Here is a 19,527-nt window from a genome sequence, read left to right as displayed (position 1 = left end):
GCCTCAGAGCCGCAGGAGGTCCCGGGCGAGCGTCTCGCGGAGCCCGGCGGGCGGGTCGACGTAGCCCTCCTCGCGCAGCTCCTCCGGGAAGCCGCCGGCGGCGAAGGCGGTGTTGAGGTCGTCCACGAACCAGAGGGCCGGCCCCACGCGGCCGTCGACGCCCTCGCCGGGCAGCAGGATCCCGTAGGGGCCGTCACCGCTGATGTTCGCCTTGTGGAGCGCGTCGGGGGCGAAGTCGACCTGGAAGGCCTGCACCGGGTCGGGGTCGGCGCGCCACCGGCTCCACTCCTGCGCGTAGTACCCGCGCGCGCCACCGCCATGGGTGGAGTGCTCCAGCTCGACGACGAGCGGGTCGGCCAGCACGCTCTCGGGCCACCGCGGGTGGTCCCCGACGAGCCACACGTCGCCGACGTGCCGCACCCAGGCCGCGACCGTCATCGGGAACGGCGCGAGCTCCTCCTCCATCCAGGCCGCCAGGGCCTCCGCGTCGGGCCCCGGGGGCACGTGCGCAGGGCGGGGCGTCGCGTCGTCGTCGTTGCAGGCGGCGGCGAACCCGTCCGCCTCCAGCCGCTCCACCAGCACCTCGACGTTGCGTCGCGCGCGCAGCGCCATCTCGCGCGCCACGGCGAGCGCGTCCTCGCGGTGCGGCTCGTCGAAGACCCGGAGGCCCAGGGCCCGCAGGTCGCGCCACACGTCGTCCTGCTCCCCGGCCCGGTACCGCGCCACATGGCTCACCACGGGCGACATCCTGGCAGACCGGCGGAGCGCTCCCGCCTCATCCGTTCGGCTGATCTCCGTCGAGCCCGCCAGGCGATGTGGGCGGCCGGCGCCCGGAACCACGATGGATCCGACGCACCGACCTCCCGGGACGCGCACCACGGCCCCGGCCACGAGAGAAGGACAGCTCCCATGAAGCTCACGAAGTCGACGAAGCCCGCCACGATCGCCCTCTCGGCGCTGATCGCGCTGGGTGCCCTCACCGCCTGCAGCACCGGCGAGGCCGACGCGGCGGGCTCCGGCACCGTCGCCGCGGACGAGGCCGCGACGGCGGACGAGGCGCAGACGCCGTCGGACGTGCTCGCGTCGACCGCGTGGGAGACCACCGGCGCGACCGACGCCGACGGCGAGGACGTCGCCCTCGACGACGAGAACGTCAGCACCTTCGTGGGCTGGGCCTACTTCGACGCCGACGGCACCTTCACGATGTACAACCTGGACGACAGCCCGAAGATGCAGGGCGACTGGACCGTCGACGAGGAGGGCACGACCCGCCACATCGTCGCGAAGGACGACGCCGGCGAGGTGCAGTTCGAGCGCGACTCCGACATCGTCACCCTGACCGACGAGGAGTTCACCTACCGGGTGTTCCCCGAGGAGGGGAACGCGGACGTCTACTACGACATCGTCCACACCCCGACCGACCACGAGGAGCCGGCGGCCTCCTGAACCGCCCCCGCCGCGCCCGCTGCCCACCAGGGGGGCGGGCGCGGCGTCGTGCTCACGGCCTCCGCGCGAGCAGGCTGAACGCGTTCGGGACGCGGCCGTCCCAGGCGGCGGCGTCGATGCCGTCGGGGCGCCAGAAGGGCTCGGGGTGCTCCTCGAGGTGCTCGATCTCGAACCCCGCGCGGAGGCAGTCCATGACGGTCTCGGCGAGCGTGCGCTGCCGCTCCACCGCGCCGTGGCCGGGGAACGTGTCGTTGACGTGCGACGCCTCGAAGTACCCCCGGTCCGGGCGCACCCGGGCCTCGTCCTCGTCCCATGCCCACAGCGGCACCAGCGGGTGGGCCTCGTACACGAAGAACCACCCGCCCGGCCGCAGCAGCCGGCGCACCTCGGCGAGGAACGCCGGCAGGTCCGCGACCCAGATGAGCGCGCCCTTGCCGGTGTAGACGAGGTCCGCGCACCCGTCGTCGAGCCCGCTGTCGGGGAGCGTCGCGCGCGTGTAGCGGCAGGGCAGGCCCAGCTCGTCGGCCCGGCGCTGCGCGCTCGCCACCGGCGCCGGGCTGTAGTCCAGCCCGTGCACCGACCGCGCCCCGAGGCGCGCGAGGGCCACGTCGTCCAGGCCGTTGCCGCTCATCGGGTGCACGACGTCGGCCCCGGGGACGATCTCCCCCAGCACGGCGACCTCCACGGGCAGCAGCTCGACCGTGCGCGCCAGCTCGAGGTGGTCCTCGTACTCGTCGGTGTACTTGCGCGAGGCGATGGCCCACGCGGCCCGGGTGTCGTCGTCGACGGAGTCCATGCGCGCACCCTGCCACGGCCGACCGGCGCGCGGCCCCGTTTTTCCGCGGCGGCGCCCTCGCCCGTAGGGCTTCCGTCAGGGTGCGCCCGGGCGCCGTATGGATCCCGTGAGGACGGGCCTCAGGCGCCTCCGGCAGGTGTTGCATCGCCGTCGGCACCCGGGACGGGCGCCCGGCCCGACCCCCTTCCGGAGGCCGGCCGTCGAACTCGAAGTGGGGACGTGCTGGTGCTTGACGTCGTCTACGTGCTGGGCGTGATCGCCCTGTTCGCGCTGGTGGCCGGGATCGCGAAGGCGGTGGAGAAGCTGTGATCGTCGTCGAGCTCCTCGCCGCGGCGCTCGGCGTGGCCGCGCTGGTCTACCTCGTGGTGGCCCTCGTGAAGCCGGAGAGGTTCTGATGGGCTGGGTCGGAGCGGTCCTCGCGCTCGGGACCGTCGCCCTCGTCCTGGCCGCCGTCCACCGGTCCTTCGGGGACTACATGGCGACCGTGTACACCACCCCCCGCGACTGGCGCGTCGAGCGGGGCCTCTACAGAGTCCTGGGCGTCGACCCGCGGTCCGGCCAGACCTGGCAGGCGTACGCGCGCGGCGTGCTGGCGTTCTCCGTCGTCGGGCTGCTGATCGTCTACGCGCTCCAGCGCACGCAGCAGTGGCTGCCGTACTCGCTGGGGCTGCCGGCGCCGTCCCCGGACCTCTCGTTCAACACGGCCGCGTCGTTCGTGGGGAACACGAACTGGCAGTCGTACTCCCCCGAGCAGACGCTGGGGTACACCGTGCAGCTCGCCGGGCTGGCGGTGCAGAACTTCGTCTCCGCGGCGGTCGGCATGGCCGTGGCCGTGGCGCTGGTGCGCGGGTTCGCCCACCGCCGCACGGGCACGATCGGCAACTTCTGGGTGGACCTGGTCCGAGGCTGCCTGCGCATCCTGCTGCCGATCTCGGTGGTGGGCGCGGTGGTGCTGATCGTCGGCGGCGTCGTGCAGAACTTCGCCGGCTTCACCGACGTGACGACCGTCGCCGGCGGGGCCCAGAGCATCCCGGGCGGCCCGGTCGCCTCCCAGGAGGCCATCAAGCTGCTCGGCACCAACGGCGGCGGGTTCTTCAACGCGAACTCGGCGCACCCGTTCGAGAACCCGACGGCGTGGACGAACCTCGTCGAGGTCCTCCTCATGCTGGCGATCCCGTTCTCGCTGCCCCGCACGTTCGGGCGGATGGTGGGCGACCTCCGGCAGGGGTACGCGATCCTCGCCGCGATGGGCGTGATCTTCGTGGCCTCGTTCGCCGCGCTGACGGCGCTCGAGTCGGCCGGCAACGGCACCGCCCCGCAGCTCGCCGGGGGCGCTATGGAGGGCAAGGAGGCGCGGTTCGGCATCGTCGGGACCACGCTCTTCGCGACGACCAGCACGACGACGTCGACCGGCGCCGTCAACGCGATGCACGACTCGTTCACCGCGCTGGGCGGCATGGTCCCGATGCTCAACATGATGCTCGGCGAGGTCGCGCCCGGCGGCGTCGGGTCGGGGCTCTACGGCATGCTCGTGCTGGCCGTCATCGCGGTCTTCGTGGCGGGGCTGCTGGTGGGCCGCACGCCCGAGTACCTGGGCAAGAAGATCGGGCCCCGCGAGATCAAGCTCGCGAGCCTCTACATCCTCGTCACGCCCACGCTCGTGCTGGCGGGCACCGCGCTGAGCTTCGCGATCCCGCCGCTGCGCGAGAGCGTCACCTCGACGTCGATCTGGAACCCGGGCGTGCACGGCATGTCCGAGGTCCTGTACGCGTTCACCTCGGCCGCCAACAACAACGGCTCGGCCTTCGCCGGCCTGACGGCGAACACGCCGTGGCTGAACACGGCGCTCGGCGTCGCGATCCTGCTCGGGCGCTTCGTGCCGATCGTGCTCGTGCTCGCCCTTGCCGGGTCGCTGGCCCGGCAGGACAAGGTGCCCGCCACCGCGGGGACGCTGCCCACGCACCGCCCGCTGTTCGTCGGGCTGCTCGTCGGGGTCGTCGTCGTCCTCACCGCGCTCACCTACTTCCCCGTTCTCGCGCTGGGTCCCCTGGCGGAAGGGCTCGTCTGACCATGTCCACCCCACTGACCACTCCCCTCACCACCGCGACCGACTCCCCGTCGTCACCCGATCCCTCGTCCTCGACGACCTCCCGCACGCCGGGCGGGGCCTTCTCCTGGGCCCAGGTGCGGACCGCCCTGCCGGGCGCGTTCCGCAAGCTCGACCCGCGCCAGATGTGGCGCAACCCCGTGATGTTCGTGGTGTGGGTCGGCGCCGCGCTGACCACCGTGCTCGCCGTCGTCGAGCCGTTCCTCGGCGGGCCCGTGACCTCGGGCGGCACCGTCGTCCCCGGCTCCTTCACCGCGGTGATCGCGCTGTTCCTCTGGCTCACCGTGGTGTTCGCGAACCTCGCCGAGTCGGTCGCGGAGGGCCGCGGCAAGGCCCAGGCGGACACGCTCCGCCAGACCCGGACGGCGACCGTCGCGCACCGCGTCGCCGGGTACGACACCGCCGCCGACCCGGGTGCCCTGCGCGCCGCGCTCGACGACGTGTCGTCGGCCGACCTGGACCTCGGCGACGTCGTCGTGGTCTCCGCGGGCGACCTGGTGCCGGGCGACGGCGAGATCGTGCACGGCATCGCGTCCGTGGACGAGTCCGCCATCACCGGCGAGTCCGCGCCCGTGATCCGCGAGTCCGGCGGCGACCGGTCCGCCGTCACCGGCGGCACGCGGGTGCTGTCCGACCGGATCGTCGTGCGCATCACCTCGAAGCCCGGCGAGACGTTCGTCGACCGGATGATCGCGCTCGTCGAGGGCGCCAGCCGGCAGAAGACGCCGAACGAGGTCGCGCTGAGCATCCTGCTCGCGTCGCTGTCGATCGTGTTCGTCGTCGTGGCGCTCACCCTGAACCCCATCGCGTCGTACGCGGCGAGCCCCGTGAGCGTGGCGGTGCTCGTGGCACTGCTGGTGTGCCTGATCCCGACGACGATCGGCGCGCTGCTGTCCGCCATCGGCATCGCCGGGATGGACCGCCTCGTGCAGCGCAACGTGCTCGCGATGTCCGGCCGCGCCGTCGAGGCCGCCGGCGACGTCACGACCCTGCTCCTCGACAAGACCGGCACCATCACCTACGGCAACCGGCAGGCGAGCGAGTTCCTGCCGCTGGCCGGCGTCGACGCCCGCGACCTGGTGCGCGCCGCCGCCCTCTCGTCCCTCGCGGACCCCACCCCGGAGGGCGCGTCGATCGTCGCGCTCGCCGTCAAGGCCGGGGTGGACGTGGGCAGCGGCCACGAGAGCACCGCGGTGCCCGGCGAGGTCGTGCCGTTCACCGCGCAGACCCGGATGTCCGGCCTCGACGAGCCCGACGGCACGCAGATCCGCAAGGGCGCCGGCAGCGCGGTCATGGCGTGGTTGGCCGACGGCGGCGCTCCCTCCGCGCCGGTCGTCGCGGAGGTGGAGGACGCGGTGGAGCGGGTCGCGCGGTCCGGCGGCACGCCGCTGGTCGTCGCGGTCCGGGCGCCGGACGGGGCCGGGCGCGTGCTCGGCGTCGTGCACCTCAAGGACGTCGTCAAGGAGGGCATCGCCGACCGCTTCGCCGAGCTGCGCGCGATGGGCATCCGCACCGTGATGGTCACCGGCGACAACCCGCTGACCGCCGCGGCCATCGCCGCCGAGGCCGGCGTGGACGACTACCTCGCCGAGGCGACGCCCGAGGACAAGCTGGAGCTCATCCGGCGCGAGCAGGAGGGCGGCAGCCTCGTCGCGATGACCGGGGACGGCACCAACGACGCCCCCGCGCTCGCGCAGGCCGACGTGGGCGTCGCGATGAACTCGGGCACGTCGGCCGCGAAGGAGGCCGGCAACATGGTCGACCTCGACTCCGACCCCACCAAGCTCATCGACGTGGTCCGGATCGGCAAGCAGCTGCTCATCACCCGCGGTGCGCTGACGACCTTCTCCATCGCGAACGACATCGCCAAGTACTTCGCGATCATCCCCGCGATGTTCATGGGCGTGTTCCCCGGGCTCGAGGCGCTCAACGTCATGGGCCTCAGCTCGCCGTCGTCCGCCGTCGTGTCGGCCATCGTGTTCAACGCGCTCGTCATCGTGCTGCTCATCCCGCTGTCCCTGCGCGGCGTGCGGTACCGGCCCATGGACGCGTCGAAGACCCTCGGGCGCAACCTCCTGGTCTTCGGGCTCGGCGGCATCGTCGCGCCGTTCGTCGGCATCTGGCTCATCGACCTCGTCGTGCGCCTCGTCCCGGGATTCTGAGCAGGACCGAGCAGGAAGAAGAAGAGGCACCCATGAACGCCACCACCCGCAGCACCGGCCGCACCCTCGGGGTCGCGGTCCGGGCGATGATCGCCCTCACGCTGCTGCTCGGCGTCGGCTACACGGCGGCGATCACCGGCGTCGGGCAGCTCGTGCTGCCGGCGCAGGCCGACGGCTCGCTCGTGCGCGACGGCGACGGCACCGTCGTCGGGTCCGCGCTGATCGGCCAGGGCTTCGCCGACGCCGACGGCGAGCCCCTGCCGCAGTACTTCCAGCCACGGCCCTCGGCCGCGGGCGACGGCTGGGACGGCGCCGCGTCGTCCGGGTCGAACCTCGGCCCCGAGAACCCCGACCTGGTCGCCGCGATCGAGGAACGGCGGTCGGCCGTGGCCGCGCTCGAGGGCGTGGACCCGGCCGACGTCCCGGCCGACGCCGTCACCGCGTCCGGGTCCGGGCTGGACCCGCACATCAGCCCGGAGTACGCCGACCTCCAGGTCGCGCGGGTCGCCGCCGCCCGCGACCTGCCGGCAAAGGAGGTCACGGCCCTCGTGGCGAGGCACACTGAGGGTCGCGCCCTGGGATACCTCGGGGAGCCCGTGGTCGACGTGCTGGAGCTCAACGTGGCCCTCGACGAGCGCACGGCCGAGCTCGGGAGGTGAGCATGGCTCGCGGACGGTTGCGCGTCCTCCTCGGCGCGGCGCCGGGCGTGGGCAAGACCTACGCCATGCTCGAGGAGGGCAAGCGGCTGCGCGACGACGGCAGGGACGTCGTGGTCGCGCTCGTGGAGACGCACGGGCGCGCCGCGACGGCCGCGATGGCGCGGGGGCTGGACGTCGTGCCGCGCGCGACGGTCGTGCACCGCGGCGTCGAGCTCACCGACCTGGACCTCGACGCCGTCCTCGCGCGGCGGCCGGAGGTCGCGCTGGTCGACGAGCTGGCGCACACCAACGCCCCCGGCCTGCGGCACGCGAAGCGGTGGGAGGACGTCGACGCCCTGCTCGACGCCGGCATCGACGTCCTCTCGACCGTCAACATCCAGCACATCGAGTCGCTCAACGACGTCGTCCAGAAGATCACCGGGGTGGCGCAGCAGGAGACCATCCCCGACGCCGTGCTGCGCGCCGCCGACCAGATCGAGGTCGTGGACCTCGCCCCGCAGGCGCTGCGCGACCGGCTCTCGTCCGGCGTCGTCTACCCGGCCGAGCGGGTGGACGCGGCGCTGTCGAACTACTTCCGCCTCGGCAACCTCACCGCGCTGCGCGAGCTCGCGCTGCTGTGGCTGGCCGACGAGGTCGACGCGGCGCTGCAGCACTACCGCACCGAGCACGGGATCGACTCCACCTGGGAGGCCCGGGAGCGCGTCGTCGTGACGCTCACCGGCGGCCCCGAGGGCGAGACGCTGCTGCGGCGCGGGGCGCGGATCGCGGCGCGGTCGGCCGGCGGCGACCTGCTCGCCGTCCACGTCACGAGCCAGGACGGGCTGCGCGGCGCGACCCCCGGCGCGCTCGCGCGGCAGCGGATGCTGGTCGAGGAGCTCGGTGGCACCTACCACCAGGTGGTGGGCGACGACGTCCCGACGGCGCTCGTGGAGTTCGCGCGCGGCGTCAACGCGACCCAGCTCGTCATCGGCGTCTCCCGCCGCGGCCGGGTCGCCGCGGCGCTGAGCGGGCCCGGCATCGGCGCGACCGTGACACGCGAGGCCGGCAACATCGACGTCCACATCGTCAACCACGCCGCCGCCGGAGGGCGCGCCCGCCTGCCCCGGATGGGCGGCGCGCTGTCGGCGAAGCGTCGCCTGGCGGGCTTCCTGCTCGCGATCCTCGGCGGGCCGCTGCTGACGTGGGGCCTGGTGACGCTCCGCAGCGCGGAGTCCATCGTCTCGGACGTCCTCGCCTACCAGCTGCTCGTCGTCGTGGTGGCGCTGGTCGGCGGCGCGGGGCCCGCGGTGTACGCCGCGATCCTGTCCGGCATCACGCTCGACTACTTCTTCGTGGAGCCGATCCACACCATCACCGTGGGCGAGCCGCTGCACGTGGTCGCGCTCGTCCTGTACGTCGTCACGGCCGTGCTGGTGAGCGTCGTCGTGGACCGCGCCGCCCGCACGACGCGCGCCGCCCACCGGGCCGCGGCCGAGTCGGAGGTGCTGGCGACGGTCGCCGGCAGCGTGCTGCGCGGGCAGGACGCCGTCCAGGCGCTGGTGAGCCGGGCGCGGGAGGCGTTCGGCCTCGCCGGGGCGCGGCTCGTCGCCGGCGGCACGGTGCTGGCCGCGGACGGCGAGGACGACCCGGCGGGCCCGCGCACCACCATCGACGTCGGCGACCGCGCCGTCCTCGAGCTGTCGGGCGGCGACCTCGCGGCCTCCGAGCGCCGCCTGCTGCACGTCATCGCGGTCCAGCTCCAGGCCGCGCTGGAGCGCAGCGACCTGGCCGAGGTGGCGAGCGAGGTGGACCAGCTCGCCGAGTCCGACCGCGTGCGCAGCGCCCTGCTGTCCGCGCTGAGCCACGACCTGCGCCGCCCGCTCAGCTCCGCGGCCGCCGCCGTGAGCGGGCTGCGCTCCGCCCGCGGCGCCCTGAGCGAGGCGGACCGGGACGAGCTGCTGGAGACGGCCGACGAGAGCCTGACGGCCCTGGCCACCCTCATCACCGACCTGCTCGACGTGAGCCGCCTGGAGGCGGGCGTCCTCGCCGTCTCCACGGCGCCCGTCGAGACCGCCGACGTGGTGCTGCCCGCGCTCGACGAGCTCGGCGTCGGCCCCGGCGAGGTGGAGCTGGACCTCGACCTCACGGCTCCGAGCGTCGCCGCCGACCCCGTGCTGCTCCAGCGCGTGCTGGTGAACCTGCTGGCCAACGCGCTGCGGCACTCGCCTGCCGGGCGGCGCGTGCGCGTCTCCACCAGCACGTTCGCCGGCACCGTCGAGATCCGGGTGGTCGACCACGGCCCCGGCATCCCCGCCGACCGGCGCGAGGACGTGTTCGTGCCCTTCCAACGGCTCGGCGACACGGACAACACGACCGGCCTGGGGCTCGGCCTCGCGCTGTCCAAGGGGTTCGTCGAGGGCATGGGCGGCACGCTCACCCCGGAGGACACCCCCGGCGGCGGCCTCACCATGGTCGTCGCGCTCCCCGCCGCGGGGACGACGCACCACCCCGAGGACCCCGACCAGCCCGACCACCCGGAGGCGAGCGCCCCGTGAAGATCCTCATCGCCGACGACGACCCCCAGATCCTGCGCGCCCTGCGGATCACGCTCACCGCGCAGGGGTACGAGATCGTCACGGCGACCACCGGGACGCAGGCCATCGCCCGCGCCATCGACCACCGGCCGGACGTCTTCATGATCGACCTGGGCATGCCGGAGCTGGAGGGCATCGACGTCATCCACGCCGTCCGCGGCTGGTCGGACGCCCCGATCCTCGTGGTGTCCGGGCGCACGGGCGCGGCGGACAAGGTCGAGGCGCTCGACGCCGGCGCGGACGACTACGTGACGAAGCCGTTCTCCATCGAGGAGCTCCTGGCCCGGATCCGCGCCCTCACCCGGCGCGTGGCGCACGAGGACTCCGACCCCGTGGTGCGGTTCGGCGACGTCACCGTGGACCTCTCCGCGCACAGCGTCACGCGCGACCGCGAGGGGCGGTCGGAGCACGTGCGCCTCACGCCCACCGAGTGGCAGATGCTCGAGCGCCTGGTGCGCAACCCCGGCAAGCTGGTCACCCGCCAGACCCTCCTCACCGAGATCTGGGGGTCCGAGCACGTGACCGACACCGGCTACCTCCGCCTGTACGTCGCGCAGCTGCGCAAGAAGCTCGAGCCCGACCCCGCCGCGCCGCGCTACCTCGTCACCGAGGCGGGCATGGGGTACCGCTTCGACCCGGACGGCGGACGGTCGTGAGGATCGGCCCCGTCCCCGTATGCGTTCCGTGAGGTCCGGGTCCCGCGGGCCCGAGCCGCAGTAGACCGGAGGCATGAGCCTCACGACGCTGTTCACCACCCTGGTCCACCCCCGGCACGCAGCGCTCGAGGGGTGGCCCGACGGCACCGAGCTCACCGGCGACGACGTGCTCGTCGACCGCACCAGCCTGGCCCGGCTCGCCGAGCACTACCCCACCCCGCGCGTCTACGTCCCGGTGGGCGCGGACGTCACGCGGGTCGACCGCTACTGGGGCGACGCCGCGCCGCGGACGGTCGTGCTGGCGCACGTGGTGGACGCCGTCCCGAGGCTCGGGGACGACGCGCGGCAGGCCTGGCTCGACGCCGACCTCGGCGGGTGCGCCGCCCTGCTCGACCACGCACGGCTCGTCGGCCGGTCGTCGCCGGAGCCGCTGCGCCCGTTCACCGTGCACCCGGCCCCGGGCCGCAGCGGGCCGGTCGTCCGCCTGCCCCGCGACCTGCGGCGCGGTGACGTCCTCGCGATCCCGTGCGCAGGGCTGGTCGAGGCGGCCGACCTCCTGCGGTAGCCCGTCCCGGGACACGACGGAGGCCCGGCAGGTGTCCCCTGCCGGGCCTCCGTCACGTGCTGTGGGGCGTCAGGCCTTCGCGCCGGCGCCGACCGGCTCGCGGGCGTCGTCCTGCACGCCGTCCTGCACCCCGTCCTGCTCAGCCTCGTCCTCGTCGAACAGGTGCTCCGACGACGCGGCGCGGTACTGCTCGAGGTCGAGGATGCCCTCGCGCTTGGCGACGATGGTCGGGACCAGCGTCTGCCCCGCGACGTTCACCGCGGTGCGGCCCATGTCGAGGATCGGGTCGACGGCCAGCAGCAGGCCCACGCCGGCCAGCGGCAGGCCCAGGGTGGACAGCGTGAGGGTCAGCATGACCATCGCGCCGGTGAGGCCGGCGGTCGCGGCGGAGCCCACCACGGACACGAACGCGATGAGCAGGTAGTCGGTCACCGACAGGTCGATGCCGAAGATCTGCGCCACGAAGATCGCGGAGATCGCCGGGTAGATCGAGGCGCAACCGTCCATCTTCGTCGTCGAGCCCAGCGGCACGGCGAACGACGCGTACTCGCTCGGCACGCCGAGGTTGCGCTCGGTGACGCGCTGCGTCACGGGCATCGTGCCCACCGACGAGCGGGAGACGAACGCGAGCTGGATCGCGGGCCAGGCGCCCTTGAACCAGGCGACGACGCCGAGGCCGTTGGCCTTGAGCAGCACCGGGTAGACGACGAACAGCACGAGGGCGAGCCCCACGTAGATCGCCACGGAGAACGAGGCGAGCGAGCGCAGCGACTCCCAGCCGTAGGTGGCGACGGCGTTGCCGATGAGGCCCATCGTGCCCAGCGGCGCCAGGCGGATGATCCACCACAGGACCTTCTGCACGATGGAGAGCGCGGACCTGTTGAACGCGAGGAACGGGTCGGCCTTGGCGCCCGACTTCAGCGCGGCGATGCCGATGACCAGCGCGACGACGAGGATCTGCAGCACGTTGAAGCTGATGCCGGTCTCGGCGCTCAGCGCGCCGTCGGCGCCGGCCTCGACCGACGTCGAGGCACCCAGGCCGAGCACGTTGGTCGGGATGAGGCCGTTGAGGAAGTCCATCCAGGTGCCGGTGCTGGACGGCTCCGCGCCGTCGGCCACCGACAGCGTGGTGTTGTGGCCGGGCTGGAACACGAGGCCCAGGCCGATGCCGATCGCCACGGAGATCGCGGCGGTGATGGCGAACCAGAGCAGCGTCTGACCGGCCAGGCGGGCCGCGTTCGTGACGGTGCGCAGGTTGGCGATCGACGCGACGATCGCCGTGAAGATCAGCGGCGGCACGATCGCCTTGAGCAGGGTGACGAACGACGAGCCGATGGTGTCGAGCGTCGTGGTCAGGCCGTTGGGCGTCTCGCCGTCGGCCTGCGGGCCGAGGGACAGCGCCAGCCAGCCGAGCAGCACGCCGAGCGCGAGGCCCAGCAGGATCTGGACCGAGAACGACGGGAAGCGCAGCCCCTTGCGTTCGCGCGGCTGCGCGCCGGGGACCTTGGTTGCGGAGGACACGGGAGGAACCTTTCGCCTCGGGCGCCGGAGGGCGCCGGGGTGTGGACGGCGGCAGCACGCTGCCGTCCGGGTGATCGGGGGGATGCACGGAGGTGCGGTGACACGCCACGGGCCCGTGACTCTCGGGCGGGTGCGTGTCGCGGGGCGTCGTCGGCGGCGACGACGGTCAGCGCGCGGTCAGCGACGCGGAGGGTTCACCGACACAGCGCACTGGCGACGCGACGGAAGTCGACGTCGAGACGCGCGGTGAGGTCGGTCCTCTCGGGGACGCTGACGGTCACGGGAGCTCCATGCACGATCGAGGAAGGGGAGGATCAGGCGATCGAATGATCGACATGATCGAACGAAGGTATCGAACCTACGAATATCGAACCCTAGCAGCGACCCACCACGAATCACAGGAGATGCCCTGGGTATGTGAGGCACCTCATCGTGGTCGTACGGTCGGCAGGTGACCTCCGTTCCCCTGCCCCACGACCCGCTCTGGCCCCGCGCGGGCCGCTGGCCTGCACCGACGGGCTCGCGCACCGACCTGGCCCTGGTCGGCGTCCCCACCTGGCGCACCTCGCTGTCGACGACGGGCGCGCACGCGACGCCCGCCGCGGTGCGCGACGCGCTGCGCCGCTACAGCCCCGCGCTGATCACCGGGCCGGACGGCGTGCCGGTCGACCTCGGCGAGCTCGACGTCGTCGACCACGGCGACGTCGACGAGCCCGACGGCCCGGAGGGCGAGGCCCGCGCGCGGGCCGCGGTGGGGGCAGCGCTGGCGGGCGCCCGCGCCGTCGTCGCGCTGGGCGGAGACAACGCGCTCACCGTGCCGGTGGCCCTCGGCGCGTGGGGCGACGACCTCCCGACGGCCGGGCTGGTCACGTTCGACGCCCACTACGACCTGCGCGACGGCGTCTCCAACGGCTCGCCGGTGCGGCGGCTGGTCGAGGCCGGGCTGGACCCGGCGCGCGTCGTCCAGGTCGGCATCGCGGACTTCGCCAACAGCGCCGCCTACGCGCGCCGGGCGCGCGACCTGGGGATCACGGTCGTGACGCTCGACGACCTGCGCGCCCGCGGCAACGGCGCCGCCGGGCTGGCCGACGTCGTCCGCGAGGCCCTGGACGTCGCCGGCGCCGCGGGCGGGCCGGTGCACCTGGACGTCGACGTGGACGTCTGCGACCGCTCCGTCGCCCCCGGCTGCCCCGCGTCCGTGCCGGGCGGGCTCGCCGCCTGGGAGCTGCGTGCCCTCGTCCGCGCCGCGGCCGCCGACCCGCGCGTCCGCTCCGTCGACCTCGCCGAGGTGGACGCGACCGCCGACTCCCCCGACGGCCGCACCGTCCGCCTCGCCGCCCTCGGCGTGCTGGAGGTCCTCGCCGGCGTCGCCCTCCGCCCGAGGTAGCCCCCTTCCCGCCGAGGTAGTCCAGATCCTCGCGAGGTAGTCAGGTCCTCGCCGAGGTAGTTCGATCCGCGCCGAGGTAGTTCGGACTCAAGGGACAAAACCTCCCTTATCCCCCACGAACGGGGCTACCTCGGCGGAAAGGGAGCTACCTCGCGAGGACCTGGACTACCTCGGCGGGAAGGGAGCTACCTCGGCGGGTGCACGACCTCCCGGCCGGCGTGCCACACCCCGTGCACCAGCGGGACGCCGGGGCGGTAGGCGAGGTGCGTGCGGCTGGGGGCGTCGAGGACGACGACGTCGGCGCGGGCGCCGGGCGCGAGGTGCCCCACGTCGTCGCGCCGCAGGGCGCGGGCGCCGCCGGACGTGGCGGCCCAGACGGCCTCGGCGACGGTCATGCCCATCTCCCGCACCGCGAGCGCCACCATGAGCGGCATCGAGCTCGTGTACGACGAGCCGGGGTTGCAGTCGCTGGCCAGCGCGACGACGGCGCCGGCGTCGAGGAGGCGGCGCGCGTCGGGGTACGGCTGGCGGGTGGAGAACTCGACGCCCGGCAGCAGCGTCGCGACGGTCCCCTGCGCGTCACCGGACCCCGACCACGAGCCCGCGAGCGCCGCGACGTCGTCGTCGGACAGGTACGTGCAGTGGTCGACGGCGGCGGCGCCCAGGTCGACGGCGAGCCGCACGCCCTCCCCCGGGCCGAGCTGGTTCGCGTGCACGCGCACGCCGAGGCCCGCGGCGGCGCCGGCCTCCAGCACGCGACGCGACTGCTCGGGCGTGAAGGCACCCGTCTCGCAGAACACGTCCACCCAGCGCGCGTGCGGGGCGCAGGCGGCGAGCATGTCCCCGACGACGAGGTCGACGTAGGCGTCGGCCCCTCCGGCGTCGCCGGCGAACTCGGGCGGCACCACGTGCGCGCCGAGGAACGTCACCTCGTCGGTGACCTCGCGCGCGAGGCGCACGCCACGCTCCTCGTCGGCGACGCTCAGCCCGTAGCCGCTCTTGGTCTCGAGGGTCGTGGTGCCCTGCGTCAGCGCCTGGTCGACGTGCCGGCGGAGCCCGGCCCGCAGCGCGTCGTCCGACGCCGCCCGCGTCGCCGCGACCGTGGTGCGGATCCCGCCCGCCGCGTACGGCCGGCCGGCCATCCGCGCCTCGAACTCCGCGGACCGGTCGCCGGCGAACACCAGGTGGCTGTGCGAGTCCACGAAGCCGGGGACCACCGCGCGCCCGTCCACCCCGACGACGCGGTCCGGCGCGCGGCCGAGCGCCTGCTCCACGCCGTCTGCGCACGCGCTCTCCGGGCCCGCCCAGGCCACGCGGCCGCCGTCGAGCAGCAGCGCGGCGTCGCGGAGGAGGCCGGTCGGGTCGCCGGCGTCGCCGAGCGACGGGTCGTTGGTCGTCAGCTCGCCGATCCCCAGGATCAGCGTGGCCGGGTGCGACCCGCCCGGGTGCTCCACCTCGCGCATGCCTACGACTCTCGCATCGGCACGCGCAGCCCGCCCCGCGACGCGGCGGCCGCGGCGTCCTCGTAGCCGGCGTCGACATGCCGCAGCACGCCCAGCCCCGGGTCGTTGGAGAGCACCCGCGCGAGCTTCTGCGCCGCGAGGTCGGTGCCGTCCGCGACCGACACCTGCCCGGCATGGATCGACCGCCCCATCCCGACGCCTCCGCCGTGGTGCAGCGACACCCACGTGGCCCCCGACGACGCGGCGGTGAGCGCGTTGAGCAGCGGCCAGTCGGCGATGGCGTCGGAGCCGTCGGCCATCCCCTCTGTCTCCCGGTACGGGGAGGCGACGGAGCCGGAGTCGAGGTGGTCGCGCCCGATGACGACGGGCGCGCTCACCTGGCCGGACGCGACGAGGTCGTTGAACGCCAGCCCCGCGCGGTCGCGCTCGCCGTGCCCGAGCCAGCAGATGCGGGCGGGCAGACCCTGGAACGCGACGCGCTCCTGGGCGGCGCGGATCCAGCGGTGCAGGTGGTCGTCGTCCGGGAAGAGGTCGAGCACGGCCCGGTCGGTGGCGGCGATGTCGCGCGGGTCGCCGGACAACGCGGCCCAGCGGAACGGACCCTTGCCCTGCGCGAACAGCGGCCGGATGTACGCCGGGACGAAGCCCGGGAAGTCGAAGGCCCGGTCGAAGCCGCCGCGGCGCGCCTCGTCGCGGATCGAGTTGCCGTAGTCGAACACCTCCGCGCCCGCGTCGAGGAAGCCGACCATGCCCTCCACGTGCCGCGCCATCGACTCGCGCGCCCGGTCGGTGAACTCCTCCGGCTTGGCGGCCGCGTAGTCGTGCCACTCGTCGACGGGGACGCCGACGGGCAGGTACGACAGCGGGTCGTGGGCCGACGTCTGGTCCGTGACCACGTCCACCGCGACGCCCCGGCGCAGCAGCTCCGGCACGACCTCGGCGCTGTTGCCCTCGACGCCGACGGACAGCGCCCGGCGCTCCGCCTTCGCGGCCTCGACGCGCCGGACGGCGTCGTCCAGGTCGTCCGCGACCTCGTCGAGGTAGCGCTCGCGCACCCGCCGGTCCAGGCGCGACCGGTCGACGTCGACCACCAGGCACACGCCGCCGTTGAGCGTGACGGCCAGCGGCTGCGCGCCGCCCATGCCGCCGCAGCCGCCGGTGAGCGTGAGGGTCCCGGCGAGCGTGCCGCCGAACCGCTTCGCGGCCACCGCGGCGAGCGTCTCGTACGTGCCCTGGAGGATGCCCTGCGCGCCGATGTAGATCCACGACCCGGCCGTCATCTGCCCGTACATCGTCAGGCCCTGCGCCTCGAGCTTCCGAAACTCCGGCCACGTGGCCCAGTCGCCCACGAGGTTGCTGTTCGCGATGAGCACGCGCGGCGCCCACTCGTGCGTGCGCAGCACGCCCACCGGCTTGCCGGACTGCACCAGCAGCGTCTCGTCCTCGGCCAGGGTCGTGAGCGTGCGCACGATGGCGTGGAAGCTCGGCCAGTCGCGCGCCGCGCGACCGGTGCCGCCGTAGACGACCAGGTCGTCGGGGCGCTCCGCCACCTCCGGGTCGAGGTTGTTCATGAGCATCCGCAGCGGCGCCTCGGTCTGCCAGCTGCGGGCGGTGAGCGTCGTGCCGCGCGGCGCACGGACGGGGACGGGGGTCCCCCGGTCGTAGGACATGGCGTGGGACATCGTCGTCTCCTTCGGGAGGTCGTTCGGGGCGGTCAGCAGAGCGGGCCGACGGCGGCGCTCGCGACGGCGGTGACCTCGCCGTCGGCGACGAGCCGCGTCACGGCCTCGATCTCGGGGGCGAGGAACCGGTCCGGCCCGGGCCCGGGGACGGCGGTGCGCAGCAGCGCGTGCACGGCGCCGGTGCCCGCGGCGGGCGCCAGGCCCGTCTCGGGGGTGCAGCGCAGGTCGAGGGCGCGGGCGGTGGTCATGAGCTCGACGGCCAGCACGCGGCCCAGGCCGTCGACGGCGCGGCGCAGCTTGCGCGCCCCGGCCCAGCCCATGGACACGTGGTCCTCCTGCATCGCCGACGAGGGGATGGAGTCGACGCTCGCCGGCGCGGCCAGCCGCTTGAGCTCCGAGACGATCCCGGCGGCCGTGTACTGGGCGATCATCAGGCCCGAGTCGACGCCCGGGTCGTCCGCGAGGAACGCGGGCAGTCCCTCGTTGCGCGCGACGTCGAGGAACCGGTCGGTGCGGCGCTCGCTCATGCTCGCGACGTCGGCCACGGCGATCGCGAGGAAGTCCAGCACGTAGGCGACGGGCGCGCCGTGGAAGTTGCCGTTGGACTCGACCCGGCCGTCCACGGTGACGACGGGGTTGTCGATGGCCGACGCGAGCTCGCGCCCCGCGACCGACGCCGCGTGCTCGACGGTGTCCCGCGCGGCGCCGTGCACCTGCGGCGCGCAGCGCAGCGAGTACGCGTCCTGCACGCGGGTGCACTCGGGCCGACCCTCGGCGTCGAAGGTGCGGTGGCTCGCGACGACGGGCGACGCGGCGAGCAGCGCCCGCAGGTTCGCGGCGGACGCCGCCTGCCCCGGGTGCGGCCGCATGCCCACCAGGTCCTCGGCGAACGGCGCGTCCGAGCCGAGCAGCGCCTCCACGCTCGACGCCGCGGCGACGTCCGCCGTCGTGAGCAGGCGGTGCAGGTCGTCGAGCGCGAGGCACAGCATGCCGAGCATGCCGTCGGTGCCGTTGATGAGGGCCAGGCCCTCCTTCTCGCGCAGCTCCAGCGGCGCGATCCCCGCCGCCGCGAGCGCCTCGGCGGCGTCGACGCGCTCGCCGTCCGCTCCTCGCACCGGCCCCTCCCCGAGCGCAGCGAGGGCGACGTGCGCCAGCGGCGCGAGGTCGCCGGAGCAGCCGAGCGACCCGTACTCGTGCACGACGGGCGTGATGCCGGCGTTGAGCATCGCCGCGTACGTCTCCGCGACCACCGGGCGGGCGCCCGTCCGGCCGGTCGCGAGGGTGGCGAGCCGCAGCAGCTGCAGCGCGCGCACCACCTCGCGCTCCACCTCGGGCCCGCTGCCCGCGGCGTGCGAGCGCACCAGCCCGAGCTGCAGCTGCGCCCGCTTGTCGGTGGGGATGTGGCGGCGCGCGAGGGCGCCGAAGCCGGTGGAGACGCCGTAGTGCGGGCGCGCGTCGTCGGCGAGGTCCTCGACGACGGCGCGGCTCGCGGCCATCCCCGCCAGCGCGCGGTCGGTGAGGTGGACCTGCGCGCCGTGGCGGGCGACCGCGACGACGGCGTCGACGGTCAGGGGGTCGCCGCTCAGCTCGACGACGGCACGGGTGGTGGTGACGGTCATGCGGCCAGCACACACCGTCGATGCCTCGTTGGACACGGGTTCCGGCGAGGTTCAGTCTGAGATCCCAGACACCTACCGCACCGAGGTAGTTCCGTTCTCGCCGAGGTAGTTCGAGGAGGGCGCACGATGGCGGACGTCCCCGCGGCGCGCAGCACGCTCCGGGTGCTGACGTACCTGGCCGCACAGGCGGGCCCCGTCCCCGCGGCGGCGGTCGCGCAGCACCTGGCCCTGCCGCGGTCCACCGTCTACCACCTGCTGTCGGTACTGGTGGACGAGGGTTTCGTGACCCACCTGCCGGAGGAGCACCGGTACGGCCTCGGGACGGCGTCGCTGTCGCTCGGCTCGGCGTACGCGCGGCAGGCGCCCCTGGCCCGGCTGGCGCGCCCCGTCGTCGCGCGGCTGGTCGAGACGACGGGCGAGAGCGCGCACCTCGCCGTCCTGCACGGGCGGGAGGTGCTGTACCTCGTGGAGCAGCGCGCCCCGCACCGGCCCAGCCTCGTGACCGACGTCGACGTGCGCCTCCCCAGCCACCTCACGGCCAGCGGGCGCGCGGTGCTGGCGCTGCTGCCCGCCCCGCAGGTGCGGGCGCTGTTCCCGTCGGCCGCGGCGCTCGCCGACCGCACCGGCGTCGGGCCGCGCACCTTGCGCGACCTGCGCGAGGTGCTGCGTGACACCCGCCGCCGCGGCCACGCCACCGAGGACGGCGAGGTCACGACCGGCCTCGCGTCCGTCGCCCACGCGGCGCTCGACCACACCGGCCACCCCGTGGCGGGGGTCGCGCTGACGTTCTGGTCCGACGACGTCGACGCCGCCCGGCGCGACGAGCTCGCCGCCGCGGCCGGCCGTGCCGCCGCCGAGATCAGCCGCCGCCTGGGCGCGCGCTGACCCACC

At 74.5% G+C, this 19,527-nt stretch carries 16 protein-coding genes; 10 read left to right on the top strand and 6 right to left on the bottom strand.

Going from position 1 to position 19,527, the window contains the following annotated elements; all coding sequences use genetic code 11:
* Window positions 1-3: 3 nt before the first annotated feature.
* A complete protein-coding gene (locus ACFQ8E_RS12515; protein ID WP_430550885.1) occupies window positions 4-738 on the bottom strand; it encodes a hypothetical protein in 735 nt (244 codons plus the stop codon).
* Window positions 739-909: 171 nt separating this feature from the next.
* Here ACFQ8E_RS12515 and ACFQ8E_RS12510 point away from each other — a divergent pair, with 171 nt between their 5' ends.
* Entirely contained in the window at window positions 910-1,446 is a 537-nt protein-coding gene (locus ACFQ8E_RS12510) for a DUF4822 domain-containing protein (RefSeq protein WP_430550884.1), read from the top strand.
* 52 nt (window positions 1,447-1,498) lie between these two features.
* On the opposite strand, the gene ACFQ8E_RS12505 is transcribed toward ACFQ8E_RS12510, so the two are convergent.
* Entirely contained in the window at window positions 1,499-2,242 is a 744-nt protein-coding gene (locus ACFQ8E_RS12505) for a class I SAM-dependent methyltransferase (protein WP_430550883.1), read from the bottom strand.
* 305 nt (window positions 2,243-2,547) lie between these two features.
* Here ACFQ8E_RS12505 and ACFQ8E_RS12500 point away from each other — a divergent pair, with 305 nt between their 5' ends.
* The 7 genes from ACFQ8E_RS12500 to ACFQ8E_RS12470 all read left to right on the top strand — a co-directional run bounded on the left by ACFQ8E_RS12500 (window position 2,548) and on the right by ACFQ8E_RS12470 (window position 10,964).
* Window positions 2,548-2,637 (top strand): potassium-transporting ATPase subunit F, encoded by a 90-nt coding sequence (locus ACFQ8E_RS12500; protein WP_430550882.1) that lies wholly within the window; start codon window positions 2,548-2,550, stop codon window positions 2,635-2,637.
* Complete coding sequence (gene kdpA, locus ACFQ8E_RS12495) at window positions 2,637-4,310, top strand: potassium-transporting ATPase subunit KdpA (RefSeq protein ID WP_430550881.1); 1,674 nt, start codon at window positions 2,637-2,639, stop codon at window positions 4,308-4,310. Before ACFQ8E_RS12500 ends, kdpA begins: the two co-directional genes overlap by 1 nt.
* Window positions 4,311-4,312: 2 nt before the next feature.
* Window positions 4,313-6,511, top strand: a complete 2,199-nt coding sequence (gene kdpB / locus ACFQ8E_RS12490) for a potassium-transporting ATPase subunit KdpB (RefSeq protein WP_430550880.1) — start codon at window positions 4,313-4,315, stop codon at window positions 6,509-6,511.
* A 32-nt stretch (window positions 6,512-6,543) separates the two neighbouring features.
* Window positions 6,544-7,170, top strand: a complete 627-nt coding sequence (gene kdpC, locus ACFQ8E_RS12485) for a K(+)-transporting ATPase subunit C (protein WP_430550879.1) — start codon at window positions 6,544-6,546, stop codon at window positions 7,168-7,170.
* Between the two features lie 2 nt (window positions 7,171-7,172).
* A complete protein-coding gene (locus ACFQ8E_RS12480) occupies window positions 7,173-9,704 on the top strand; it encodes an ATP-binding protein (protein WP_430550878.1) in 2,532 nt (843 codons plus the stop codon).
* Window positions 9,701-10,399 carry a response regulator gene (locus tag ACFQ8E_RS12475; protein WP_430550877.1) on the top strand — a complete coding sequence of 233 codons (699 nt, stop codon included), beginning with the start codon at window positions 9,701-9,703 and terminating at the stop codon, window positions 10,397-10,399. The genes ACFQ8E_RS12480 and ACFQ8E_RS12475 overlap by 4 nt, the downstream gene beginning before the upstream one ends.
* A 73-nt stretch (window positions 10,400-10,472) precedes the next feature.
* Window positions 10,473-10,964, top strand: a complete 492-nt coding sequence (locus ACFQ8E_RS12470; RefSeq protein WP_430550876.1) for a hypothetical protein — start codon at window positions 10,473-10,475, stop codon at window positions 10,962-10,964.
* Between the two features lie 69 nt (window positions 10,965-11,033).
* Here ACFQ8E_RS12470 and ACFQ8E_RS12465 read toward each other — a convergent pair whose 3' ends face one another.
* Window positions 11,034-12,485, bottom strand: a complete 1,452-nt coding sequence (locus ACFQ8E_RS12465; RefSeq protein ID WP_430550875.1) for a dicarboxylate/amino acid:cation symporter — start codon at window positions 12,483-12,485, stop codon at window positions 11,034-11,036.
* Between the two features lie 451 nt (window positions 12,486-12,936).
* Between ACFQ8E_RS12465 and ACFQ8E_RS12460 the strand changes: the two genes are divergently transcribed.
* Window positions 12,937-13,872, top strand: coding sequence for an arginase family protein (locus ACFQ8E_RS12460; protein WP_430550874.1), 936 nt, complete (start codon window positions 12,937-12,939; stop codon window positions 13,870-13,872).
* Window positions 13,873-14,057: 185 nt separating this feature from the next.
* Here the strand turns inward: ACFQ8E_RS12460 and hutI are convergent, their stop codons facing one another.
* Genes hutI through hutH form a run of 3 tightly spaced genes read right to left on the bottom strand, consistent with a single transcriptional unit; the run spans window position 14,058 to window position 18,636 of the window.
* A complete protein-coding gene (gene hutI, locus ACFQ8E_RS12455; protein WP_430550873.1) occupies window positions 14,058-15,335 on the bottom strand; it encodes an imidazolonepropionase in 1,278 nt (425 codons plus the stop codon).
* 2 nt (window positions 15,336-15,337) lie between these two features.
* Complete coding sequence (gene hutU, locus ACFQ8E_RS12450; protein ID WP_430550872.1) at window positions 15,338-17,017, bottom strand: urocanate hydratase; 1,680 nt, start codon at window positions 17,015-17,017, stop codon at window positions 15,338-15,340.
* Window positions 17,018-17,049: 32 nt separating this feature from the next.
* Window positions 17,050-18,636, bottom strand: coding sequence for a histidine ammonia-lyase (hutH, locus tag ACFQ8E_RS12445; protein WP_430550871.1), 1,587 nt, complete (start codon window positions 18,634-18,636; stop codon window positions 17,050-17,052).
* A gap of 126 nt (window positions 18,637-18,762) precedes the next feature.
* On the opposite strand from hutH, the gene ACFQ8E_RS12440 reads away from it, so the two are divergent.
* On the top strand, window positions 18,763-19,521 hold the full coding sequence (locus ACFQ8E_RS12440) for an IclR family transcriptional regulator (protein ID WP_430550870.1): 759 nt from the start codon (window positions 18,763-18,765) through the stop codon (window positions 19,519-19,521).
* Window positions 19,522-19,527 lie beyond the last annotated feature (6 nt).

The organism is Isoptericola sp. NPDC056573 (genome assembly GCF_042793335.1).
Classification (GTDB): domain Bacteria; phylum Actinomycetota; class Actinomycetes; order Actinomycetales; family Cellulomonadaceae; genus Isoptericola.
The sequence above is the reverse complement of the archived record's forward strand: the minus strand, read 5'-3'. Positions and strand labels throughout refer to the sequence as shown.